The organism is Kordiimonas gwangyangensis DSM 19435 = JCM 12864 (genome assembly GCF_000375545.1).
Classification (GTDB): domain Bacteria; phylum Pseudomonadota; class Alphaproteobacteria; order Sphingomonadales; family Kordiimonadaceae; genus Kordiimonas; species Kordiimonas gwangyangensis.
This window is the reverse complement of sequence record NZ_AQXF01000004.1, coordinates 503,058-525,508: the sequence shown is the minus strand read 5'-3', so window position 1 is coordinate 525,508 and position 22,451 is coordinate 503,058. Positions and strand designations below refer to the sequence as shown.

General features: G+C 58.0%; 21 protein-coding genes. 3 read left to right on the top strand and 18 right to left on the bottom strand.

The genetic code is table 11. The annotated features are described in order from the left end of the window. Positions 1-65: 65 nt before the first annotated feature. The 11 genes from B150_RS0113995 to B150_RS0113945 all read right to left on the bottom strand — a co-directional run bounded on the left by B150_RS0113995 (position 66) and on the right by B150_RS0113945 (position 15,271). Positions 66-1,103, bottom strand: a complete 1,038-nt coding sequence (locus tag B150_RS0113995) for a PAS domain-containing protein (protein WP_020400566.1) — start codon at positions 1,101-1,103, stop codon at positions 66-68. A 128-nt stretch (positions 1,104-1,231) separates the two neighbouring features. Beyond that, entirely contained in the window at positions 1,232-3,832 is a 2,601-nt protein-coding gene (clpB, locus tag B150_RS0113990; protein ID WP_020400565.1) for an ATP-dependent chaperone ClpB, read from the bottom strand. 199 nt (positions 3,833-4,031) lie between these two features. Further along, positions 4,032-4,793 carry a DUF4167 domain-containing protein gene (locus tag B150_RS22540; protein WP_020400564.1) on the bottom strand — a complete coding sequence of 254 codons (762 nt, stop codon included), beginning with the start codon at positions 4,791-4,793 and terminating at the stop codon, positions 4,032-4,034. A 194-nt stretch (positions 4,794-4,987) separates the two neighbouring features. After that, positions 4,988-5,854: a peptide chain release factor N(5)-glutamine methyltransferase gene (prmC, locus tag B150_RS0113980; RefSeq protein WP_020400563.1), complete on the bottom strand. Its 867-nt coding sequence runs from the start codon at positions 5,852-5,854 to the stop codon at positions 4,988-4,990. Continuing rightward, the gene (gene prfA, locus B150_RS0113975) at positions 5,851-6,936 is read right to left on the bottom strand and encodes a peptide chain release factor 1 (RefSeq protein WP_020400562.1); all 1,086 of its coding nucleotides are present in this window, start codon (positions 6,934-6,936) and stop codon (positions 5,851-5,853) included. The genes prmC and prfA overlap by 4 nt, the downstream gene beginning before the upstream one ends. Positions 6,937-6,941: 5 nt before the next feature. After that, positions 6,942-8,180, bottom strand: a complete 1,239-nt coding sequence (hisS, locus tag B150_RS0113970; protein ID WP_020400561.1) for a histidine--tRNA ligase — start codon at positions 8,178-8,180, stop codon at positions 6,942-6,944. A gap of 21 nt (positions 8,181-8,201) precedes the next feature. Further along, positions 8,202-9,317, bottom strand: coding sequence for a flavodoxin-dependent (E)-4-hydroxy-3-methylbut-2-enyl-diphosphate synthase (gene ispG / locus B150_RS0113965; protein ID WP_025896753.1), 1,116 nt, complete (start codon positions 9,315-9,317; stop codon positions 8,202-8,204). A 103-nt stretch (positions 9,318-9,420) separates the two neighbouring features. Beyond that, complete coding sequence (locus B150_RS0113960; RefSeq protein WP_020400559.1) at positions 9,421-10,380, bottom strand: helix-turn-helix domain-containing protein; 960 nt, start codon at positions 10,378-10,380, stop codon at positions 9,421-9,423. Positions 10,381-10,674: 294 nt separating this feature from the next. Beyond that, complete coding sequence (ptsP, locus tag B150_RS0113955; RefSeq protein ID WP_026168388.1) at positions 10,675-12,936, bottom strand: phosphoenolpyruvate--protein phosphotransferase; 2,262 nt, start codon at positions 12,934-12,936, stop codon at positions 10,675-10,677. A 71-nt stretch (positions 12,937-13,007) separates the two neighbouring features. Next, the gene (locus B150_RS0113950) at positions 13,008-14,018 is read right to left on the bottom strand and encodes an NAD(P)H-dependent flavin oxidoreductase (RefSeq protein WP_035921794.1); all 1,011 of its coding nucleotides are present in this window, start codon (positions 14,016-14,018) and stop codon (positions 13,008-13,010) included. A 23-nt stretch (positions 14,019-14,041) separates the two neighbouring features. Further along, positions 14,042-15,271, bottom strand: a complete 1,230-nt coding sequence (locus B150_RS0113945) for an aspartate kinase (protein ID WP_020400556.1) — start codon at positions 15,269-15,271, stop codon at positions 14,042-14,044. 180 nt (positions 15,272-15,451) lie between these two features. Here B150_RS0113945 and ubiG point away from each other — a divergent pair, with 180 nt between their 5' ends. Next, on the top strand, positions 15,452-16,213 hold the full coding sequence (gene ubiG, locus B150_RS0113940; protein ID WP_202899643.1) for a bifunctional 2-polyprenyl-6-hydroxyphenol methylase/3-demethylubiquinol 3-O-methyltransferase UbiG: 762 nt from the start codon (positions 15,452-15,454) through the stop codon (positions 16,211-16,213). 27 nt (positions 16,214-16,240) lie between these two features. Here ubiG and B150_RS0113935 read toward each other — a convergent pair whose 3' ends face one another. After that, positions 16,241-17,149: a CPBP family intramembrane glutamic endopeptidase gene (locus tag B150_RS0113935; RefSeq protein ID WP_020400554.1), complete on the bottom strand. Its 909-nt coding sequence runs from the start codon at positions 17,147-17,149 to the stop codon at positions 16,241-16,243. A 157-nt stretch (positions 17,150-17,306) separates the two neighbouring features. Between B150_RS0113935 and B150_RS0113930 the strand changes: the two genes are divergently transcribed. Beyond that, positions 17,307-18,161 (top strand): AraC family transcriptional regulator, encoded by an 855-nt coding sequence (locus B150_RS0113930; protein WP_020400553.1) that lies wholly within the window; start codon positions 17,307-17,309, stop codon positions 18,159-18,161. On the opposite strand, the gene B150_RS0113925 is transcribed toward B150_RS0113930, so the two are convergent. The 4 genes from B150_RS0113925 to B150_RS0113910 all read right to left on the bottom strand — a co-directional run bounded on the left by B150_RS0113925 (position 18,158) and on the right by B150_RS0113910 (position 20,522). Then, complete coding sequence (locus B150_RS0113925; protein ID WP_020400552.1) at positions 18,158-18,610, bottom strand: DUF1178 family protein; 453 nt, start codon at positions 18,608-18,610, stop codon at positions 18,158-18,160. The genes B150_RS0113930 and B150_RS0113925 overlap by 4 nt on opposite strands. Continuing rightward, positions 18,607-19,434, bottom strand: a complete 828-nt coding sequence (locus B150_RS0113920) for a carbon-nitrogen hydrolase family protein (protein WP_020400551.1) — start codon at positions 19,432-19,434, stop codon at positions 18,607-18,609. Before B150_RS0113920 ends, B150_RS0113925 begins: the two co-directional genes overlap by 4 nt. Before the next feature lie 6 nt (positions 19,435-19,440). Beyond that, positions 19,441-19,698 carry a glutaredoxin 3 gene (gene grxC / locus B150_RS0113915; RefSeq protein ID WP_026168387.1) on the bottom strand — a complete coding sequence of 86 codons (258 nt, stop codon included), beginning with the start codon at positions 19,696-19,698 and terminating at the stop codon, positions 19,441-19,443. 89 nt (positions 19,699-19,787) lie between these two features. Beyond that, positions 19,788-20,522 (bottom strand): ComF family protein, encoded by a 735-nt coding sequence (locus B150_RS0113910; protein WP_025896750.1) that lies wholly within the window; start codon positions 20,520-20,522, stop codon positions 19,788-19,790. An 87-nt stretch (positions 20,523-20,609) separates the two neighbouring features. Here B150_RS0113910 and B150_RS0113905 point away from each other — a divergent pair, with 87 nt between their 5' ends. Next, entirely contained in the window at positions 20,610-21,440 is an 831-nt protein-coding gene (locus B150_RS0113905) for a methyltransferase domain-containing protein (RefSeq protein WP_020400548.1), read from the top strand. On the opposite strand, the gene B150_RS0113900 is transcribed toward B150_RS0113905, so the two are convergent. Together B150_RS0113900 and mutT are read right to left on the bottom strand one after the other, a co-directional pair. Continuing rightward, on the bottom strand, positions 21,441-21,995 hold the full coding sequence (locus B150_RS0113900; protein WP_020400547.1) for a nucleotidyltransferase family protein: 555 nt from the start codon (positions 21,993-21,995) through the stop codon (positions 21,441-21,443). It abuts the gene before it with no gap. Then, on the bottom strand, positions 21,992-22,432 hold the full coding sequence (gene mutT / locus B150_RS0113895; protein WP_051078160.1) for an 8-oxo-dGTP diphosphatase MutT: 441 nt from the start codon (positions 22,430-22,432) through the stop codon (positions 21,992-21,994). The genes B150_RS0113900 and mutT overlap by 4 nt, the downstream gene beginning before the upstream one ends. Positions 22,433-22,451 lie beyond the last annotated feature (19 nt).

Genomic DNA, 22,451 nt, shown 5'->3' with positions numbered 1-22,451 from the left:
ACTTACAGGGTTTTAATGCAGTTGACGTCGAGGGTCCAGCCGCTGCGGCAAGGTGGTTCGACGTTTCAGTCCTGATCGTAAAACCGCTTCTTCTGGCGTTTCTCGACAAATTTCACCGCGTCGTCGATTGCCTTTCTCAGGGCAAAATCTCCGAGCGGTTTCACGAGGCAATAAACGAGCCCTCGTTCGGTTTGCACAGCCGTGTCCACAGCCCCGGCACGCGGCTCAAGCATCAACACACAGCCCGTGTCATCGCCCCGGTTTTGCACATCGCGGATGAGGTCAAGGCCAAGCCCGCCCTGAACACGCTCCCCCGTGAGCAGCACATCGACCTTGTCTTTCGCAAGGATTGCCTGCGCATCCTCGAAGCTCGCTACCTGCCTGAACTTATAAAGGCCACCCAGCTTTGCCGCGTGCGTGGAAAAACTTTCACTGGCCGTAACAGCCAGAACACTCGCCGTCGCGGTTCTTTTTGCGGCATAGGCCGCTTCACCACCAATCGCAACCTTGCTACGCGGTACCGGCACACCGTCCACCGTTATCTCCGCGCCCATAGCATCCAGCATGGCCCAACTGGTGCGGCTAAGTGGGGCAAAATCGACTTCACCGCCGTCTGCCAGGTAATCCTGAGCAAAAATACGCTCGATAAGATCCGATCCTTTTGCGAGCGCGTCCATGCTGTCCGGCTCCACAAAGGTGGCAGACATGCCCACCAGGACCGTGCGGTCGCCAATGCTGTCCAGAGCTGGCAATAGCAACCATTCCACATCCTTGTGCCGGTGGCCGAACCAGAAGCGGGAATAGCGGTCCACACCCACACGCTGGTCAAAACAAATGCCAACACATTCAAGCTGAAGTGCCTTGAATTTTTCGGAGTAGCAGAAGGTCATGGATTTGCCGAGAATATCGGCGCCCAGCGCCTGCATGACACCCTCACCGCAAAAATCATAGAAGATATCGCCGCTCTCTCGAACGATGACGACGCCATGCTCTCTAAATTGCAAGTCGGGGCCGGCGAAAAAGGCCTTGAGGTCAGGCAGCGTGTCAGCCTCGCGGTTTGCGCACCAAAAGTCGAACAGCTTTTTGCATTGTTCGTGTCGCATCTAAGGCCTTTGGGCCGGACCACACTGTGGTTGAAAGACAACCAAAAGGCGTATCAATCCGGAACAGCGGTGAAAATTCCCTATAGAAAGTAAGGGGCTGCGCTGGATGAACGCAACCCCTTTCTTGGTTATTCCGCAGCTTCGGCCGTTTTGTGGCTCGCGGTCAGCGACAATGCGCCTTCCACCACGCCAACATGAACCTTATCACCCGGCTTCACATCACCTCGCAGAATTTTCTCAGCAAGCGGATCTTGCACAGTTTTCTGCACAGTGCGCTTCAGTGGACGGGCACCATAGACCGGGTCATACCCAGCGTCCGCAAGCCAGTCCCGCGCATCCGAGCCAAGTTCAAGCGTGATCTTGCGGTCCGACAGTAGTTTCTGCAGGCGTGCAACCTGAATATCAACGATCCCGGCCATATGCGCACGCGCCAGCCGGTGGAAGAGAATAATCTCATCAAGCCGGTTGATAAATTCGGGCCGGAAAGCACCCTTCACAACATCCATCACTTGATTGCGCACACTTTCGACCGGGTCATCTTCGCCAAGTTCCGCAATCAGGTGCGAACCAAGGTTTGACGTCAGGATAATAAGCGTGTTGGTGAAATCCACTGTGCGTCCCTGCCCATCAGTCAGGCGGCCATCATCCAGCACCTGCAGCAATACGTTGAAGACGTCGGGGTGTGCTTTCTCCACTTCGTCAAACAACACAACCTGATAGGGCCGACGCCGAACCGCTTCGGTTAGCACGCCGCCTTCCTCGTATCCCACATAGCCAGGAGGGGCACCGATAAGCCGTGCCACGGAGTGTTTCTCCATGAACTCGGACATATCAAGCCGCACCATGGCCGTGTCGTCATTGAAAAGGAACGCAGCGAGCGCTTTCGTAAGCTCGGTTTTACCCACACCGGTAGGCCCGAGGAACAGGAAGCTGCCAAGTGGCCGATCCGGGTCCTGAAGGCCGGCACGTGCGCGGCGCACGGATGCAGAGACAGCCTCAAGTGCTTCCGCCTGACCAATCACGCGCTTACCCAGCTCTTCCTCCATGCGGAGGAGCTTGTCACGCTCGCCCTCAAGCATTTTCTCTACCGGTACACCGGTCCAGCGCGCAACAACACCCGCGATGTCCTGATCGGTCACTTCCTCACGCAGGAGCCCCTCCTCCGACGTTTCGGCTGCGGCCTTGAGGCGTTGCTCAAGCTCAGGAATCTCACCGTGCTGCAATTGCCCCGCGCGGGCATAATCGCCCCGGCGCTGCGCCTGCTCAAGCTCGATCCGGAGCTGATCCAGACGTTCCTTGAGGTGCTTTTCGCCCGCGATCTTGTCCTTCTCGGACTGCCACCGTGCGGTCAGCTCTGCCGAGCGCTGCTCATAGTCCGCCAACTCTTTCTCAACGTCCTTGAGCCGTGCTTTGGCACCCTCATCCTTTTCCTTTTTCATCGCCTCGCGTTCGATCTTGAGCTGGATGATCTTGCGGTCGAGCTCGTCAATCTCTTCGGGCTTGGATTCGGTTTCCATACGCAACCGCGATGCGGCCTCGTCCATCAGATCGATGGCCTTGTCCGGCAAAAACCGGTCGGTGATATAGCGGTTGGACAGCGTAGCCGCCGCCACGAGCGCACCATCCGTGATGCGCACGCCGTGGTGAAGCTCATACTTCTCCTTGAGACCACGAAGGATGGAGATTGTGTCTTCCACCGTGGGTTCGAGCACCATCACCGGCTGGAAGCGGCGTTCAAGCGCCGCGTCCTTCTCAACATATTTTTTATATTCATTGAGCGTGGTTGCGCCGATGCAGTGCAGTTCACCCCGCGCAAGTGCAGGCTTCAGTAGGTTCGAGGCATCCATGGCGCCGTCGGTTTTACCAGCGCCCACAAGGGTGTGCATCTCGTCAATGAAGAGGATGATATCCCCTTCACCGTGCGACACCTCCTGCAGCACACCCTTCAGCCGTTCTTCAAACTCACCACGGTATTTAGCACCCGCAATGAGCGCGCCCATATCAAGCGCCATAATGCGCTTGTTCTTGAGGCTATCGGGCACATCGCCATTGGCGATACGCAGCGCAAGGCCCTCGGCGATTGCGGTTTTACCCACGCCAGGCTCACCGATAAGCACTGGGTTATTCTTGGTACGGCGGGAGAGGACCTGCACCGTGCGGCGGATTTCCTCATCGCGCCCAATAACGGGGTCCAGTTTGCCGGCACGCGCCCGTTCGGTCAGGTCCTGCGCGAAGCGTTTCAGCGCGTCGTAGGCATCCTCGGCCGAAGCGGTGTCAGCGGTGCGTCCTTTGCGGATATCGTTAATGGCTTTGTTCAGGCCGTCCGCGGTGACCCCCGCCTGCATAAGTACCTTGCCGCCTTCGCACTTAGGCGTCAGCAGGAAGGCAAGCAGCAGTCGTTCTGCGGTGACATATTTGTCGCTCGCTTTGTTGGCTACTTCTTCGGCCTTGGCAAAGAGCTGCGCGGTAAGGGGGTCAAGGTGCAGCTGTCCGGCGCCTGAACCTTCAACTTTGGGTAATTTGCCAAGGGCGGCTTCCACGCCTTCCCGCGCCTGTGTCGGGCGACCGCCAGCTGCACGGATCAGGTTCGCGGCCAGACCTTCCTGGTCATCCAGCAGTACCTTGAGGATATGTTCGGGTGTAAAGCGCTGGTGCCCTTCACGGAGAGCAAGCCCCTGCGCGCTTTGAATGAAACCGCGTGTGCGGTCGGTATAGTTTTCAATATTCATGTGTCATCAACCCCATGATTGTGACTGCCCTTCATATGAAGCAGCAATCTGAATTTACTCATCACTGCCGGAAGCCTTCAAAGAAGCACACCCGGCAAGAATAATGTGGGGACGAACGTCAGATGGCGCAAGGGCGGACAACAAAAAAGGCCGCCCTGAAAGCGACCTTTTGTTAGGACATTTTGTCACGTGCATGCCGTTAGGCAGCAGCGTTATCCTCTGGCGACGGGGCATCCGATGCCTCAGCACCGTCCACATCCTTCTTGGCGCGGGGTGTGCGCTTGCGCGGGGTGGCAGAGGTTGCACGGCGGCGCTTTGGCTTCTCATCGTCGCTACCACCCTCAGGTGCTGCAACAGTGCCGTCAAGATCAAGCTCCGGATGCACCTCGACGGGCTGCTCGGACTTGGCTGGATCAACCGCCGCCTCTGCACCGCGACGCGGGTTTCGGCCACGACCACGGCGTGGGCGTTCCTCGTTGCTTTCGCCGTCGCTTTCCTGCGCACTATTCGCGTCAGCAGGAGCATCGTCGTTGTCGCGACCTCCCTGGCGACCACCACGGTTGCGGCCCCTGCGGTTCTCACCGCGGCCTTCACCGCGACCATCCCGGCCTTCGCCACGGTTGTCATTGCCACGACCTTCGCCACGCGCTTCCTGATTGCCGTCACGATTGCCGTCGATTTCATAATCGTCGTCATCGCTTTCAACATAGGAGTTCGGGCCGCGCATGTCATTGAGGACGCGCTGGTAGTGATCCGCAAACTGATAATAATATTCAGCCATCACGCGGTCGCCGGCCTGCTTGGCCTCACGCGCCTGGTTTTTGTATTTTTCAAGAAGCTGCTTCGGATTGCCGCGAACTTTAGGTTCGTTCCGCGCGTTACCCTGGCCGCCTGGCTTGCCACCGCCCTTACGGGCTGGCGACCGTCCGCGCTGTTTGCGCGCGTTTTGTGCTTGTTTCATTCGAAATCAATACCAACAGTGATCAGAAATCATGGTTAAAGGCAGACATTGCCTGCCGCAGTTCCGACATCGAAATTCGACCTTTTTCGGAATTAGCTCCGCAAAAACCGGCCTTCGCCGTCATCTTCCTCATGGGGAGCTAAAGTCACCCTAACGGGCTTTTCTACCTATTCCAATACCAAATCGGCAGGGTTTCATCTTTTTTTACCGGAAATTACGCGGGAAATACCGGCCAAATCCTTGTGTGCCTCGATACCACTGAACCCCGCATGCTCAAACAGCACTGCCACGTCCTCGTCCTGACCGATACCAATCTCGACCGCAAGCAAACCGTCATCTGCGAGGTAATGCACAGATTCCGCGCATATCAGGCGATATGGGTCCAGCCCATCAGCGCCACCTTCAAGCGCGCTCATGGGCTCAAAATCACGCACATCGGGCATAAGGCTAACAATATCGGCCGCAGGAATATAGGGAGGGTTCGAAAGAATGGCGTCAAAGCCACCTTCAGGTTTGCTGACAGCGGAGAACCAATCGCTTGTCGTAAAGCTGGTGCGGGACACGAGGCCAAGCCGCTCGGCGTTCTCACGCGCAAGCTCCACTGCACCGTCATTTTTATCTACGCCAACACCGCGCGCGCCGGGCAGGTCATGCATCACACTGAGGAGGATACAGCCGGTACCGGTGCCAAGGTCCAGAATATGCGGTGCTGTCTTGTCCTTCAGGGCGGCAAGCGCGACTTCGACCAGGGTTTCCGTGTCCGCGCGCGGGATAAGCGTGTCCGGGCTGACCTTAAACTCAAGGCCCCAGAACTCCTGCACGCCAGTGATATAAGCCACTGGTTCACCCGCTAGGCGACGCGCCTGCATGCCCGCGAGCACAGCAAGCACCTCCGCGCTCAGCACATGGTTCCGGTCGGCATAAACGCGCAGTTGGGGCCAGCCAAGAGCATGAGACAGCAGGATTTCCGCATCAAGGCGTGCACAGGGATTGCCGGTTGCTTCGAACGCGGCCTGCATACCCACAAGCCGCGCGAACGCCGTGATCGGCTCAGCTGTCAAAAGCCAGCTTCCATAGCGCTAAGCTTCATCGCCTGATCTTCCGCGATGAGGGCGTCAACCACCTCGGACAGGCCGTCACCTGCAAGGATCAGGTCCAGTTTGTGAAGTGTGAGCCCGATGCGGTGGTCCGTTACCCGGCCTTGCGGGAAGTTATAGGTGCGGATACGCTCCGACCGGTCGCCGGAGCCAACCTGCGACTTCCGGTCTGAGGCCCGTGCAGACGCTGCTTTCTCGCGCTCGAGGTCATAAAGACGTGCACGCAGGATTTTCATCGCCTTGTCGCGGTTCTTGTGCTGCGACTTTTCGGACTGCACAACCATAATGCCGGTCGGCAAGTGGGTGATACGCACCGCACTATCTGTGGTGTTCACGTGCTGACCACCGGAGCCGGATGAGCGCATGGTATCAATGCGGATATCCTCGGCGCGGATTTCGATATCCACCTCCTCAGCTTCCGGCAGTACGGCAACCGTCGCGGCGCTTGTGTGAATACGCCCCCCAGATTCCGTCACGGGCACACGCTGCACACGGTGCACACCGGATTCAAACTTCAATTTCGCGAACACGCCTTTGCCTGAAACGTTGGCCATGACTTCCTTGAAGCCACCGACCTCAGCGGGAGAAGCAGAGATCATCTCCATCTTCCAGCCCTGGCTTTCGGCGTATTTTTCGTACATGCGGTAAAGGTCACCCGCGAACAGTGCAGCTTCGTCACCGCCCGTACCAGCCCGGATTTCAAGGATCGCGGAACGTTCGTCCGCCGCATCTTTCGGCAGCAACTGGATTGAGAGCGCGCGTTCCATCTCCGGCAGGCGTTCCTTGAGGTCGTAGAGCTCCTCTTCCGCCAGTTCGCGCATCTCCGGGTCTTCGCCGGACGCCATCATTTCCTTCAGGTCGTCAAACTCGTCCCGCGCAGACTTGAGCTCGTTCACTGCTTCGATCACTGGGCCAAGGTCGGAGTACTCGCGGCTAAGGTTGACAAACTCTTCATTCGAGAACTTGTCTGGCGTGCCCAACGCATGACCAAGGTAATCATACCGGTCAAGGAGCTGCTGCAGCCTTTCTTCGGAAAGTCCCGCCATACGCCTTACTCCGCCACTGCGACGCTCAGCGCGTCGAAGGTAACCTGGTCTTGCGTGCCACGTTCAAGGTCCTTGACCAGCACAACACCAGCTTCAAGCTCGTTATCACCAAGGATAACCGCGAAACGGGCCCCGGCCTTGCTCGCGCGCGTCAGGCGCTTGCCAAGGTTGCCGCTGCGGTCAGTGGTTACGGTCAAACCTGTGTCGCGCAGGTCATCCGCGAGCGCATAACATTTGAGCGTTGCGGCTTCCCCCATCGGCAGCATAACGGCAAGCCGTGGCTGCGCAGTTTGAATATCGGCAAGCATGGCAAGGCGTTCAATGCCACCTGCCCAGCCGATACCTGCAACCGCCGGACCGCCCAGCTTTTCAATCAGGCCGTCATAGCGGCCGCCCGCGAGCACAGTGCCCTGCGCGCCAAGCTCGGTGGTAATGAACTCAAATGCGGTGTGGGTGTAATAGTCGAGGCCGCGCACTAGGCGCTCGTTATGCTCAAACGGCACACCAGCGGCCTCGAGCCCAGCTTTCACCACACGGAAAAACTCACGCGAGTGATCGTTCAGGAACTCGGACATCATCGGTGCGTTTGCCACGAGCGCCTTATCCCCCTCGTCCTTGCTGTCAAGGATACGCAGCGGGTTGGTCTCAAGCCTGCGCACGCTGTCTTCCGAGAGCTGACCCTTGTGCGCGCTGAAATAGGCAACAAGCGCGTCGCGGTATGCCATGCGGCTTTCCACATCACCGAGCGTGTTCAGGTTCAGCACCACCTTGTCGCCAAGGCCAAGCTTGACGAGCAGCCGCCACGCTAGTGCGATCATCTCGACGTCAAATTCCGGTGCATCGGGGCCGAGCAGTTCTGCGTTGATCTGGTGGAACTGACGGTATCGGCCTTTTTGCGGCCGCTCATAGCGGAACACCGGGCCATGGCTCATGAGGCGGCACGGCAGGTTCTGTTGCATACCGTTCGAGATGAAAGCGCGGCAGACGCCGGCGGTAAATTCCGGGCGCAAGGTGACTTCCTCGCCGCCACGGTCCTCGAAGGTATACATCTCTTTCGAGACAACGTCAGACGCTTCACCGAGCGGGCGTTTGAACACTTCGGTAAACTCGAAAATAGGCGTCGCGAGGTCCTCGAAGCCGTAGGAGCCCGCAATGGTGCGGAAGGTTTCAACCACCGCATTCATGCGGCGGGCCTCATCGCCATAGATATCGCGCGTGCCCCGCGCTGGTTGCAGTTTGGACACGGGAAATTCCTTTTTTAGTAGCTAATGCGCTTGGTTGGCAGCCGCAGCTTCAATCTCAGCGGCTTTTTGTTCCACAAGCGAAACGATATGGTCGACAAGTTTGTCGTCGGTGATTTTATGGTCGGTCACGCCGGAGAGGTAGACCATATGGTTCCCCTGCCCGCCGCCCGTAAGGCCAATGTCGGTTTCCCGCGCTTCACCCGGTCCGTTCACAACGCAGCCAATAATCGACAGGCTGAGCGGCGTATGGATATGCGCGAGACGTTCCTCAAGCACTTCAACGGTTTTGATCACCGGGAAAGCCTGCCGCGCACAGGATGGGCAGGAGACGATGCGAACGCCCCGGTGGCGAAGCCCGAGCGACTTGAGCATCTCGTAGCCCACTTTGACTTCCTCAACCGGATCGGCCGACAGCGAGACACGGATGGTATCACCAATACCCGCCCACAGGAGCGAGCCGATACCAATCGATGATTTGACCGTACCTCCACGCAAGCCACCCGCTTCGGTGATGCCAAGGTGGAGCGGATAGTCACACGCGTCAGCAAGGCCTTGATAGGCCGCAACCGCAAGGAACAGGTCAGACGCTTTCACGCTGATTTTGAAATTGAAGAAATCATTGTCTTCAAGGATGCGGGCATGCTCGAGCGCACTTTCCACGAGCGCTTCCGGGCAAGGCTCACCGTATTTCTCGAGAAGGTGTTTCTCAAGCGAGCCACCGTTCACACCAATGCGCATCGAACAGCCGTTGGCTTTGGCCGCGCGCACAACTTCGCGCACACGGTCAGCCGAACCGATATTACCTGGGTTGATCCGCAGGCACGCGGCACCCGCATCGGCGGCTTCAAGCGCACGCTTATAGTGGAAGTGGATGTCCGCGATAATCGGCAGGCCAGCTTCCCGGCAAATTTCAGGCATCGCAGCTGTGGACGCTTCATCTGGGCACGACACACGCACAAGGTCTGCGCCGGCATCCTTGGCGGCATGGATTTGAGCGAGGGTCGCCTTCGCGTCAGAGGTCAGCGTGTTGGTCATGGTCTGCACCGAAATAGGTGCATCACCGCCAACGGGCACATTCCCCACCATGATCTGGCGGGACTTGCGTCTGATAATATCTCTCCAGGGGCGTACGCTCATCGCACAAATAACCTTTACCACCGTCTTTGTCTGGTGGCGTTATACATGATGAAGCGCCTCGCCAAAAGCAAGGATTTTCCTGAATTGCTGCTAGGCGGAATTTTTAGCGGGAGCCTGTCGCCCGGTAAGCTGCCATGCCGTTGCTGGAGAGCAGCTTTTTACCGTCAAGCGCGAGGTCATTAACCACTTCGCCGCGGCCACCAAGCGCGCTGATTTCCTTCTGACCAACGGTCAGTGCTACAGCGCCTGCATTGCTGGTGGACAGAAATACCTGACCATCGAGGAGCGGGCGATAGCTTTGGCCCTCGCGCAGAACACCAGACCAGATCTCGGTTCCGTCTTCCTTGGCGATGCGCACCCATGCATCTTCCTTGGCAGAGAGCATGATATCGGTACGGCCTCTCGTGGCACTTTCAGGTGCCGTCGCGTTTGCAGCTGGCAGGAACAGCGAATGCGGCAAGGTCGCCTCACTTGTGCGCAGGACAGCCGCTTCCGCAGGTTTTTCTTTTTCAAGAATATCGTCGACAGACACGGTGGCAGCCTCAACTGTGCTTGCGCTCTCTTGCACAGCGGCAGGCGCCTGCTCAATCGTGGCCTGAACCGCAAGCAGTTGGGCCGTATCGGTTGCGGGGTCTACAATGTCATTGTCGGCAACGATGGTAAAAGGCGCAACGCTGCTGCCCATAACCGCCCAAACCAGTGCGGCACCAACGATGCCGCCCAGCGGCGACAGCCATGCAGGCAGGCGGCGACGCGGTGCGGTCTTTTGCGCAGCCGGGCGCTTGTCCTGCACCGCAACCATGGTCGGTGCGGTCTTGACGCCCAGTTCTTCCTTGAATGCTTGCGCAAGCTCGTCCGCCTCCAACCCGAGGGCCTTGGCATACGCACGTACAAAGCCTATGGCAAAGGTATTGCCCGGCAACATATCATGCTGCGCCGTCTCGATCGCGGTGAGGTAACTTGAACGAACGCAAATATCTTTTGCAATGGTGTCGACATCGAGCCCGCGTGCAACACGAGCATCGTGCAACAGCTCCCCAACTGTTTTTCGCTCTTCAGACATCTCTATAACCGTCCCCTGCTACTCTTTACTGGGCAGCCCCTTACCCATCGTAGCTATATCGTAAAGTTCGGGTCGGTAGCGATACGCCGCTCGACCCCTCAAGCACAACTAACAGACTGCAAACGCGCCCCGCATCTAGCGACAGCCTGTGGTTGCGGCCCGCGAATATTTTTTCACGATTTTATTGGACCACACATGAGTCAAAAAACATTTAACGCCATGTGTCAAATAGAAATAAATTTTAACAGCTTTTTTTTAACGTCGCCGTGCAAATGTCGGGGGAATAAGGAAAAATCAGACTTTTATGTCGTGATCACGGGCAAAATGCACCAGCGAGTCGCGAATCGAATGTTCCGCCGACGTTAGATTGGAATGCACAAAATCTTCCAAAACCTTCAGATTGATAGAACGAATCATGCGCTTCACGGGGCCGATAGACGTCGGCGAGATAGACAGACGCCTTAGTCCAAGCGCCACAAGGGCCATGGCTTCAATGGGTTTCCCGCCCATTTCACCGCAGAGCGTCACAGGTACACCTGCATCGTGGCACGCCTTGAAGATGGACCGCAGGAAAGAGAGCACCGGCGGAGCTAGCAGGTCGTAGCGGTTGGCGAGGCGTGGGCTCGACCGGTCGCAGGCGAAGAAAAACTGCATCAGGTCGTTTGTCCCGATCGAGAGGAAATCCACTTCCTTGACGAGCAGGTCGATCTGCCACGCTAGTGACGGCACCTCCAGCATGCAGCCGACCTTGACGGCCTTTGGCGGTTCCTTTTCGTATTTTGCGAGGCGGGCAATTTCCTTGTTGAGGATTGCCTTGCAGCGCCGCAGTTCGGCCACCTCGGCAATCATCGGGAACATGACATGTAGCGTCTTGCCCGCGGCTGAATAGAGAAGCGCACGCAACTGGTACCGCAGGAGTGCCGGGCGGTCGAGCGCGATACGGATCGCGCGCCAGCCCATGGCCGGGTTTTCTTCCTCGTCGCGCGGCAGGAAAGGCACCTGCTTGTCCCCGCCGATATCGAGGGTGCGAAACACAACGGGCTTGTCGCCTGCTGCATCCATTGCTGCAGAATAAATTTTGGTCTGCTCATCCACTTTCGGGAGCGCGGGCGCGACCATAAACTGGAATTCGGTACGGAACAGGCCAATGCCCTCCGCGCCAGTGTTATCAAGGCTCGGCAGGTCAACCAGCAGGCCTGCGTTCATCAGCAGCGTGACCTTTTCACCATCCTTGGTTTCGGCTGGCAGCTCCCGCTCTGCCGCATATTCAGCATGCAGCTGCTCTTGTAGCTTTAGTGTGGCCTTGTAGCTGTCGAGTACATCTTCAGCCGGGCGGATATAAACATGCTCGGACGCGGCATCAACGATGACATGTTCGCCCGCCTCGATATGGGACAGCAACGCAGGTACACGGCCCAGCATGGGGATGCCCATGGCCCGGGCCACGATGGTCACGTGCGACGTGGTGGAGCCTTCCTCAAGCGCGATGGCTTTGAGGTAGCGGCTGTCATAGTCCATGAGCTCCGCAGGGCCAAGCGAACGCGCGATCAGGACGGAATCTTCCGTCAGCTCCGCACGATGGCTGTTCTTGTCACCCTGGATGATACGGATAAGGCGGATAGCGAGGTCATCAAAATCCGAGATACGTTCCCGAAGGTACGGATCACGGATTTTCGCCATGCGCATGCGGTTCTCGGTCTTCACCCGGTCCACCGCCGCCTCTGCGGTCAGGCCGGAAAGCACAGCCTCACGCATCTTTTCCTGCCAGCCACGGTCGTATGCGAACATGCGGTAGGTCTCAAGCACTTCACGGTGCTCACCGCCGTGTGCGAGGTTCGGGTGCTCGACCAGTTCCTCAAGCTGCACACGCATTTCAGCTATGGCGTCCTCGAGCCGCTGGCTTTCAGCCTCAATATCCTCGGCCACGGTGCGGCTAATCTGGATTTGCGGCTGGTGGAATACTGCAACACCTGCGCCCACACCGCCGGCGAGTGCCAGGCCGTCCAGCGTGATCGGCTCACCGGTGGAGCCGCTGTCTTCTGTCAATTCCTGTTTGTCGACAAGCTCACCCGAGGCAACCAGCTCCGCAATCACCATGGAAATAGTCTGTAGCGCTTCCACCTCTTCCGGCTTGTAACGCCGGGGGGTTACGTTCTGTACAACAAGCACACCCACAACACGCCCTGTGCGCAAGATCGGCACACCGAGGAAGCTGTGGTAGATATCCTCGCCGGTCTCAGGACGGTAGGAGAAGCGTGGGTGCTGCGGCGCTTCAGAAAGATTGAGCGGCAGGCCGCGTTCGGCCACAAGGCCGACAAGACCTTCACCCACGCTGAGGCGCGTGAGGTGAACGGCCTCTTCTTTCAGGCCTTCTGTCGCGAAAAGTTCCAGAACCCCACCCGCGCGAGTGAGATAGATGGAGCATACCTCTGCCACCATATTCTGTGCGATGACCCGGACCACACGGTCAAGCCGGTCTTGTGGCTTGCCGCTGCCGGCCATCACACTGTGCAGCCGCCTTAAGAGCAGTCTTGGCTGACTGACATGGTCAGGCAAGGTATCCCCCTTTACTTACAGGTATCCGCCACCGCAATACAGCGCGCCAGCAGCACCCCCGAGCATTGTGCTCAAGCCGCAAGATACGCGCTGGCTTGTGCGACAAGTTCGTCAATAATCGTGGCGGTCGGCTCAACTGACTTGACCATGCCAACGCTTTGACCGGCCATAACAGAACCGGTTTCAACGTCACCGTCAACCACCGCGCGGCGAAGTGCGCCACCCCAGAAATGCTCAATCTGCATCTGGGCCTCTTCCTGGCTCAGTTCCCCGCCCTGGAAGCGCGTCACGACTTCACGCTGCACTTCCATGAATTTTTCCGTGCCTTCGTTCCTGAGCGCGCGCACGGGAATAACCGGGAAACGCGAATCAATTTGCACGCTGGCAATTGCGTCACGCGCGCTGGCACGAATGAATGCCTTCTTGAAATTCTCATGCGCGATGCACTCTTCCGCCACCACAAATCGGGTGCCGAGCTGCGCGCCTGACGCGCCCATCTCAAGATAGCTTGCAATCGCTTCACCACGGCCGATGCCGCCGGCCACAAAAACAGGCACATCGCGGATCACCGGCAGGATTTCCTGTGCGAGCACGCTGGTGGACACAGGGCCAATATGACCGCCTGCTTCCATGCCTTCGATGATGATAGCATCAACGCCGGAGCGAACGAGTTTCTTAGCAAGCGCAGCCGTGGGCGCAAAACACATGAGCTTGGCGCCAAAGCCCTTGATCTTGGCAATAGCGTTGCCGGATGGCAGGCCGCCCGCCAGCACCATATGGCTGACCTTTTTATCCGCGCATACATCAATGAGTTCATCAAGCGCCGGGTGCAGGGTAATCAGGTTGACGCCAAACGGCTTATCAGTCAGGGCGCGGGTCGCGTCAATCTCGGCGGCCAGAAGGTCTGGCGTCATACCACCACAGGCGATAACACCAAATCCACCAGCATTCGAGATAGCCGACACCAGGTGGCGCTCAGACACCCATGTCATGGCGCCGCCCAGAATGGCGTATTTGCTGCCCAGAAAATCCGTACCCCGTTTCCAGAGTGCTTCAAGCCGCGCCAGGCCTTCTTCCGACATCGCTGCCCCTTCAAACATCAAGCTTATGCCTTTACCGGCGCATCAAGCCCGTAGGCGCTATGAAGCGCACGCACGGCAAGCTCGGTATATTCAGCGTCAATAATCACGCTGACCTTGATCTCAGACGTAGAGATAACCTGAATGTTGATGCCCTTGTCCGCAAGTGTATCAAACATCTTCGATGCCACACCAGCGTGGGAGCGCATGCCCACACCAACCACAGAGACCTTTACAACGTTGCCGTTGTAGACGAGGTCCCGGTAGTTCAGCGCGGCTTTTTTGCCTTCGAGCAGCTTCACCGTACGCAAGAGGTCATCTTCCGGCACGGTAAAGGTTACGTCGGTGGAGGTGCCGTCCTCGGACGCACTCTGCACGATCATGTCAACGTTGATGTTGGCGTCCGCAAGCGGGCTGAAAAGGTGCGACACCTGACCCGGACGGTCCTCAAGGCCAACAACGGTTACTTTTGCTTCTGCGCGGGAATATGCGATCCCGCTGACTACTTCCTGTTCCACGATCTCGTCCTCACCAACAACAAGCGTTCCGGGTTTATCTTCGAAAGATGACAACACCTGCGTGCGCACGCCATGCTTCATGGCAAGGGCAACGGAACGTGTTTGCAATACTTTGGCCCCAAGCGATGCCATTTCAAGCATCTCTTCATAGGTAATTTTGTCTAGTTTACGTGCGCGCGGCACAATGCGCGGATCGGTCGTGTACACGCCGTCCACGTCTGTATAAATATCGCAGCGCTCAGCCTTGAGAGCTGCTGCTAGTGCCACAGCCGAAGTATCCGAGCCACCACGGCCAAGCGTGGTGATACGACCATCGTCCGCGATACCCTGGAAACCGGCCACCACCGCAACGCGGCCACCCCTAAGGCAAGCATCAAGCGCTGTGGTGTCAATTTCCTCGATACGGGCTGCGCCATGCACGTCGTTTGTGCGGATCGGCACCTGCCAGCCGAGGAAGGAACGTGCGGGCACGCCCATCTCCTGAAGGCAGATGGACAGGAGGCCGACGGTAATCTGCTCGCCTGCTGCAACTACTGTATCATATTCGCGTGCGTCATGCAGGGGCGCTGCGGCGCGGCAATATTCCACGAGTTGGTTCGTGGTGCCCGACATGGCGGAAACCACCACCACGATCTCGTGGCCATCAGCCACCGCTTTTGCGACCCGCGACGCGACATTGCGGATACGGTCGATATCGCCGACCGACGTACCGCCAAACTTTTTAACTATGCGTGCCATTTGATAGTTCGGCCCTCGCTCGAAATAAGAAGGTCTGTCGTTTTGACGCAAGCACCTTGACCCGGAAGGCGTCGGCGTGCGTATTGAAGTGCAGCGCGATATTGTTTAATGGCTGGCCAGCGCTCGTGCAAGCGCTCAAAATGGTTGAAGCTTAGGAAAAGCTTGTGGGAAACAAAAGATATGCTGAATGAAGGCGAAAAAATGGCCCAAGGCACAACGGTAAATGAGGATGAAGTTGCATTCTTCGCCCGCATCGCCGACAGCTGGTGGGACCCCAAGGGCCCGTTCAAGCCGCTTCATATCCTCAATCCCACGCGCCTTGGCTTCATTCGGCAGGAAGTGGAAGCACACTTCGGCCTTGAGAAGGGCCTTGCAAAACCATACGCGGGCCTGCGTTTCCTGGATATCGGCTGTGGTGGCGGGCTGGTGAGCGAACCGGTCGCGCGGCTGGGTGCTGACCTTGTCTCCGTCGACGCCGCCGAGAAAAATATCAAGACCGCGAGCCTGCATGCGCGCGGGAGCGGGCTTAAGATCGATTTCCGCAACACCACCGCCGAAGCATTGGTGGACGAAGGCGAGAAATTCGACGTCATCATCAACATGGAAGTGGTGGAACATGTGGCAGACGTGGACGCCTACCTTGGCGCCTGCGCGAGCCTCCTCAAGCCCGGTGGCTTGATGCTGCTCTCCACCCTCAACCGCACCGCCAAGGCCTATCTGTTTGCAATTGTGGGTGCTGAGCATGTGCTGCGCTGGCTGCCCGTAGGTGCGCATGACTGGAACAAGTTCCTGAAGCCCGAAGAACTGGCCAGCGCGTGCAAACGCGCGGGACTTGAGGCAAGTGCGCCTACCGGCTTTGTCTTCAATCCGCTGACACAGAAGTGGCGGCTGTCCGACCGGGATGTCGCGGTCAACTACGCCATGACAGCAACCGCACCCTGACAGGTACGGTTGCCGCCGCCGCTCGCGCTAGGCTGTTTTTTTCCTGCCCGCACCCCACGCCGCCAGCATACAGCAGGCGATCAGGACGGCGCTTGTAATAATACTGTTCTCGGGCCCATCCGACCCGCCGGTCAGCCATTCGGGGGCACCTTCCCGCATCATCAGGTCAACCCACAACGGTTTGACATCAAGGGCAATGCCCGTCGTCGGCAGGCCAAACCAAGTGATGAAAGACCAGTTCCAGGCCGCGTGCCACGCAGCTGCACCCCAGATGGTTTTTTGCCGAACTACGAGGAGGCTTGTGAAAATGGAGAATGTCATGGTCATCGTCGCAAAAATGGCGAACGGCAACGGCTCAAAAGCGGCTTCAAAGTCCACATGCATCAAGGTGAACAGCGCCCCGTTACCAAGAATGCCGGCCCAGATGCCGAAACGCTCTGCAAGCCGGGACAGCATCCAGCCCCTGAAGAAAAACTCCTCGACACTGGACTGCACGATGAATGAGAAGCACAGAAGCACGATCGGGATATAGCTGACCTGTGCAAAATCCTGCGGGCTTTCCATTCTGTAGCCGCCCACGGCCCATACCCCGAGCACGGAGATGGCGGCCATGGCGAGGCCATAGACATACCCCTTTGAGAAATGCCCTTTTGCCGTGGGCACAAATGCGATTCCGATACTGGCAAGGCCGCGGCGTTCAAAATACCGCACCCATAGGCCCAAAAGCACAAATCCGGTCGCGAAGGAGGCCACCAGAAAATAAAGGATGGTTGGATAGGTCTCGACTGTTTCGGCATTCAGCATGTTGGCCCACCGCGCGGGCAGCAATGCCATAATTTGCCCACCGATCAGGAAGACTGGCAACAGGATGGGAATGGCCCAGAACCAGGTTCTGCGGCTGTTTTCGGCTTTATCGGAAAAGAATGTAGTTATCATATTTGCTCACTCTCGCTGTTACGCCCGTCTGTACGCGGGCTATAGCTGCGAGCTAACAGCACTGCATGCTGTGTGCATATCAAAATCTTGCTGAAATGATCACAGGTCCTGTATCGTGGTAAGACTTTGTATATCCGGGGCCTAACAGCACACCAATATGGACCGCGCGCCACTCATCAGCGTGAATGCCGAAATGACCGGGCAGTATGACCTGCGCCGCGAGGTTGCCGTTGCTCAGTGGTCTATTGACCGGAACCGGGTGGCATACCAGAAACCAGACAGCCATACCCTCAGCCTCTATCTGGCAGGCGGTGACACAAGTTACCGTGAGGACCTTCGCGACCGAAAAGGCCGTGCGGGTATCCTTTCCCTGATGCCGGAGGGACATCTGTCGCGCTGGGAAATTGGCGGGCGCATCGACTTCGCCCATCTTTATTTCTCTGACCGGGTACTGAAGCAGTTTGCCAGCGACCATTTTGATCGCGATGTGCGGCTTTTTGAATTGATGGACCTCACGTATCAGGACGACCCTGAACTGCGCCACCTGATGCAAAGCTATATCCAGAATTGCCAAGACAGCGCGGGAAGGCCGAGCCTCTTAGGTGAGCAGCTGTTCTACCAGATCCTTGCGCACCTGCTGGCCAACTACAACAGCTTCAACATTGCCACTAACCCGATCCGTGGCGGGCTTTCACTCAAGCATGCAAGATTGATCCGTGCGGTCATTCAAGACCAGCTTGCCACGCCGCTCAGCATTGCAGGGCTGGCGTCCCTTGTGGGCCTCAGCCCATTTCATTTTGCGCGTCAGTTCAAGGAAAGTTTTGGTGAAGCGCCTGCACAATACATCTGCCGCAAGCGGGTTGAAGCTGTGAAGGACCTGATCTCAAGCGATCAATCGCTGGCCGATATCGCGGCCCAAACCGGTTTTGCCCAGCAAAGCCATATGACCCAACAGTTCAAGCGGCATACCGGGCTCACACCCGCCGCCTACCGTCGCCTCGTATCCGCTTAGGCGTCCTTGCGGCCATTGCCGGGGAGTGGCAGGATTTCAATGCCTTCCTCGATGAGGGCTTTGGTTTCCTCGAGGGTGCTTTCGCCGTAGATGCCCCGGTCATCCGCTTCGCCATAATGGATTTTACGCGCTTCCTCGGCAAACTGGTCGCCGACATAGTCGCAGTTTTTCTCCACATGGCTCCTGAGTTTCGCGAAAACCTGCTGTGCCTCGGCCACCAGCTCGTTCAGCTTGGCATCGTCCTTGCCCCTGACCATGGGTGCGCTCTCGACACGTGTGTTGCCCTTGGCGGCCACGTTCGGTGCCATTGGGGCCTTGGTGATATCCGTGGCACCGCAATAAGGACATTCCACAATGCCCGCCTTCAGTTGCTCCTCGTAGGCGGAGGAAGACTTGAACCAGGCTTCGAAGCGGTGGTTTTCAGGGCACTTGAGGTCGAAAACAATCATGAAACTTCACTGACTTTCAGGTCAAAGGTGCGGGTGTGCGTAAGTGACGGGATTTTCTGCCGCGCTTCCGCGACTTTTGCAAGGTCGATATCACAATAGGAAACCCCAACCGCTGTGCCGCCATCCACCAGCACTTCACCCCATGGGCTGATGCCAAGGCTGTGGCCATATGTATCGCGGCCGGTGGCGTGGTGACCGGTTTGCGCAGCCGCCAGCACAAAGGAGCCTGTTTCAATCGCCCGCGCGCGCTGAAGCGTATGCCAGTGCGCCTCGCCCGTCGGCTTGGTGAACGCAGCTGGGATCAGCATGATATTCGCGCCCGCATCCGCCATCGCGCGGTACAGGTAGGGGAAGCGCAAATCGTAACACACACTGATACCGAACGTGCCAATGGGTGTTTTCACCACATGGGCTTCCGTCCCCGGTTTATAAAGCGTGCTCTCGCGGTAGACCTCACCGCCTCCCAGGTCCACATCGAACATATGCATCTTGTCGTAGCTCGCAGCAATCTCACCTGACGGCGCAATCAGGTGCGCGCGGTTCGCGAGCCTGTCTTCTGCCACCTTGGTGATGAGCGAACCAATATGCAGCCAGACGCCAAGCTCCGCCGCCAACTCGCGAAAGCGGGCAAGGCCGGGGTCCTCATCCTGGTAGAAGACCTTATCCATCACCACCTTGCGGTTCATTTCCATCAGGTGGGTAGTCTCAGGCGTGGTAACAAAATCAGCACCGCCTGATGCGGCCTCACGGATCAGCGCTTCCGCTGCATCCACCGCGGGCAGCACTTCATTACCGGTATTAAGCTGAATGAGGGCGGCGCGCATCACGGTCTATTTCGCGAGGAGGGGGTCGAGCTTGCCGCGGGCATCAAGCGCATAAAGGTCGTCGCAGCCGCCCACATGGGTATCGCCCACCCAGATTTGCGGCACGGTGTTCACACCACCCGCTTTTTCGCGCATCTCGCGGCGGGCCTGCGGGTTCATGTCCACACTGATTTCACGGAAGGCAACACCCTTCTGCTGCAACAGCGCCTTCGCGCGGTAGCAGTAAGGGCACATGCCTGAACTATACATAACAACATTGGCCACGGGTCGGGCTCCTATATTCATTTGCGCCATATGTAGTGCAATTTGCCCTTTTGTTAAAGGGAAAGGCAGCGTTGCACTATACGCATAGCTCAGCCTGACGGACCTTTGACGCGCGCAAATGCGGCGAGCCCGACCTCGCCCGCGCCTGCCTGTTTCAGTGCGGAGGCACAGGCAGACGCTGTCGCGCCGGTTGTCAGCACATCATCCACCAGAAGGATACGCTTGCCGTGGACATCGCCCGTCACCGCAAACGCGCCCTTTACATTCCGCTTGCGCCCCTTCCGCGAAAGCTGGCCCTGGCTTGGTGTCGCACGTTTCCGCTCGAGACTGAAACAATCAAGCGGGATACCAAGGTGCCGCGACATCGCCTTGCCGAGAAGTTGGGACTGATTGAAACGCCGGGAAAACAGGCGCCGCGGGTGCAGGGGCACCGGCATAATCACATCCATGCGCGGCATAGCCGCCACGGCACCGGCCATCATGCGACCAATGGCTGGCACACCCGCCCCTTCCCCGCTGTATTTGAGATGCAGGATAAGCGATTTTGCCTCATCCTCATAAATCACCGCGGCGCGCGCCCAATCAAACGCCGGCTCGCTGCGCAGGCAGGCACCGCATTCGGCGTCCATCAACTCACCAACCTCAAAGGGAATACCACAGCGTACGCAATGAGGGGGTGTGATCATGCGCAGCTTACCCCAACACGCACCGCATAGGTGGCCGTCCGCATCGATACGGTCACCACAGCGCGGGCAGCGGGGCGGCAGAACAAAATCCAGCACGCCACTCGCAGCACGTTTGATATGAGGCGCAATCATTCGCATGAAAAAGACCCTAGCAAGTGACGATTGAGAACGCCATATGGCAGCGTAGATGTTGCAAGGCCCGCCCGCCTCGCCTATGGAGACACCATGACAAGCCCGCAAAGACCTGATGCCCTGTTTGATATGACTGCCGTTGCCCGCAATACGGCGCGGGGCCGCGCCATGGGTAGCACATTCGACTTCCTGCGCGAGGAGGTGGCGGACCGCATGCGCGACCGGCTTATGGATATCAACCGGCAATTTGACAGCATCCTCGATATTGGTGGGCGGAGCTTTATGACGGGTGCAAAAGCTGTGGGCTTACCGGCGGACGATGCGGCGCTCGACACTGAGCCCAAGAGCCATGACCTTGTCATCTCCAACCTCAGCCTGCACTGGGTCAATGACCTGCCGGGCCTGATGGTGCAAGCCAACCATGCGCTGCGCCCCGACGGGCTTTTCATGGCCTCGCTTTTTGGTGGCGACACCTTGCATGAACTGCGGCATGCCCTGATCGCGGCGGAAGCTGAGGTAACGGGTGGCGCCAACGCCCGCGTCATCCCGTTCGCGGACGTGCGTGACCTTGGCAGCCTATTGCAGCGCGCCGGGTTTGCCCTTCCAGTCACGGATATGGACAGCATCACGGTGACCTATGAACACCCGCTCAAGCTGATGCAGGAACTCAGGGGTATGGGTGAAGCCAACGCCATGACCACGCGCAGCCGCACCTTCCTGCGCCGCGATGTGCTGATGCGTGCCTGTGATATTTATGCCGCCAAATTCGCCGGTCCAGACGGGCGTGTACCTGCCACGTTCCACGTCATGTATATGACCGGCTGGCATCCACATGAAAGCCAGCAGAAGCCACTCCGTCCCGGCAGCGGAAAGATCAACCTCGCCGACGCACTCAAGGCCGGGAAGCCACCAAAAGCGGAATGATCAGGACAATCTGACCTTCAGTTCCGGCCAGCGAGAGAGCCAACCTTTTTCCTGAAGTCGTCTTTGAAAAATCCCCACATCGCGCTTTAGGATTGCCGGTGTCGGCCTCAGCACATGGTCAAAAAGATCATCAAGGCCGAACGGGGCCACCACTTCAAGCGCGCCGCCTTTGTGTTGGCGAACGGCCACAGCCGTTGCTGTCTCCGGCCAATGGGATAGTGCTTCGGCAACATCGGCATATCGCCTGTCGCCCGCACTCATGTGCATGCGCGCCTGATTGCGCACCTGCCACACATAGCGCGGCATGGTGCGCGTCAACACGCCTTCAAAACGCGCCTCTGTCTCGGGGCGAAGGTCCTGACGGTCGAAATATACCACATCCACATCCGTGCGAGCACAGTCCGGCGTCCGGCCATAATGTCGGTCCCAGATGAGGTTGCGGATAAGCCCCGCCGAAACGTAAGCGCCTTGTGGTGCTCGGTCTCTAACCACCTCAAGAATTTGCATAACAGTGGGATCAGCGAGAAGGATTTCCCGCAGGCGGTCCGTGCTCAAAAGAAGTCCCGCAGCATGGCGACAAGGGGAATATCCGCAGGCGGCATTTCATATTGCCCAAGATCGCGGATTTTCACCCATTTGGTGCGCTGGCCTTCAAGGCCTTGCACATATCCTTCCCACTTTCTGCACACAAAAAGCGGCATCAGCAGGTGAAATTTCTCATAGGAATGGGAAGCAAAAGCAAAGGGTGCGAGGCAGGCTGCGGTGATGTCGATTCCCAGCTCCTCCTTACATTCGCGGATGAGCGCGGCCTCGGGGATCTCGCCCTCCTCGACCTTGCCGCCGGGGAATTCCCACATGCCAGCCATGGACTTGCCTTGAGGCCGTTCGGCAATCAGCACATGCCCATCGATATCGATAAGCGCGATTGCGGCCACCAGCACAGTCGGCAGGCCCGCATCAACTTTCACATTGGGTTCTGGACAATCCATCATGGCTCAACGCGTAGCGCCA

What these genes read in the sequence shown, in the direction of transcription:
- B150_RS0113910 (WP_025896750.1), bottom strand. Translation starts at nt 20,522, where the DNA reads ATGCGAATGATTGCGCCTCATATCAAACGTGCTGCGAGTGGCGTGCTG.
- B150_RS0113930 (WP_020400553.1), top strand. Translation starts at nt 17,307, where the DNA reads ATGGACCGCGCGCCACTCATCAGCGTGAATGCCGAAATGACCGGGCAG.
- B150_RS0113945 (WP_020400556.1), bottom strand. Translation starts at nt 15,271, where the DNA reads ATGGCACGCATAGTTAAAAAGTTTGGCGGTACGTCGGTCGGCGATATC.
- mutT (WP_051078160.1), bottom strand. Translation starts at nt 22,432, where the DNA reads ATGATGGATTGTCCAGAACCCAATGTGAAAGTTGATGCGGGCCTGCCG.
- B150_RS0113935 (WP_020400554.1), bottom strand. Translation starts at nt 17,149, where the DNA reads ATGATAACTACATTCTTTTCCGATAAAGCCGAAAACAGCCGCAGAACC.
- B150_RS22540 (WP_020400564.1), bottom strand. Translation starts at nt 4,793, where the DNA reads ATGAAACAAGCACAAAACGCGCGCAAACAGCGCGGACGGTCGCCAGCC.
- clpB (WP_020400565.1), bottom strand. Translation starts at nt 3,832, where the DNA reads ATGAATATTGAAAACTATACCGACCGCACACGCGGTTTCATTCAAAGC.
- ubiG (WP_202899643.1), top strand. Translation starts at nt 15,452, where the DNA reads ATGCTGAATGAAGGCGAAAAAATGGCCCAAGGCACAACGGTAAATGAG.
- B150_RS0113925 (WP_020400552.1), bottom strand. Translation starts at nt 18,610, where the DNA reads ATGATTGTTTTCGACCTCAAGTGCCCTGAAAACCACCGCTTCGAAGCC.
- B150_RS0113920 (WP_020400551.1), bottom strand. Translation starts at nt 19,434, where the DNA reads ATGCGCGCCGCCCTCATTCAGCTTAATACCGGTAATGAAGTGCTGCCC.
- ispG (WP_025896753.1), bottom strand. Translation starts at nt 9,317, where the DNA reads ATGAGCGTACGCCCCTGGAGAGATATTATCAGACGCAAGTCCCGCCAG.
- prfA (WP_020400562.1), bottom strand. Translation starts at nt 6,936, where the DNA reads ATGGCGGGACTTTCCGAAGAAAGGCTGCAGCAGCTCCTTGACCGGTAT.
- B150_RS0113950 (WP_035921794.1), bottom strand. Translation starts at nt 14,018, where the DNA reads ATGTCGGAAGAAGGCCTGGCGCGGCTTGAAGCACTCTGGAAACGGGGT.
- B150_RS0113960 (WP_020400559.1), bottom strand. Translation starts at nt 10,380, where the DNA reads ATGTCTGAAGAGCGAAAAACAGTTGGGGAGCTGTTGCACGATGCTCGT.
- B150_RS0113905 (WP_020400548.1), top strand. Translation starts at nt 20,610, where the DNA reads ATGACAAGCCCGCAAAGACCTGATGCCCTGTTTGATATGACTGCCGTT.
- B150_RS0113995 (WP_020400566.1), bottom strand. Translation starts at nt 1,103, where the DNA reads ATGCGACACGAACAATGCAAAAAGCTGTTCGACTTTTGGTGCGCAAAC.